This is a genomic window from Photobacterium sp. R1, from assembly GCF_054600795.1.
The window spans coordinates 1-245 of sequence record NZ_BAAHZP010000859.1; the positions used below are offsets into that span (position 1 = coordinate 1).

Annotated in this window: 1 pseudogene; it reads left to right on the forward strand. The window is 55.5% G+C overall.

Features of this window, described 5'->3' with window-relative positions:
* A pseudogene (locus ACYP03_RS27520) lies at nt 1-245 on the forward strand (shikimate dehydrogenase); the annotation flags it as partial.

Genomic DNA, 245 nt, shown 5'->3' on the forward strand with positions numbered 1-245 from the left:
TCAACTCGACATCCGCCAGTCTGAGTCAGTCACTGCCCGGTATTCCTGCTGCTTTGGTTCATCCTGGCCTGGTCTGTAAAGACATGGTCTATGGGCCGGAGGAAACGACCTTCAACCAGTGGGCGGCTGTACTCGGTGCAGGTCAAGTTATAGACGGTCTTGGAATGCTGGTGGGCCAGGCGGCTGTAAGTTTTCTCTTGTGGCGGGGTATCCGCGCCGGAACAGAACAGGTATTGCGTGAACTT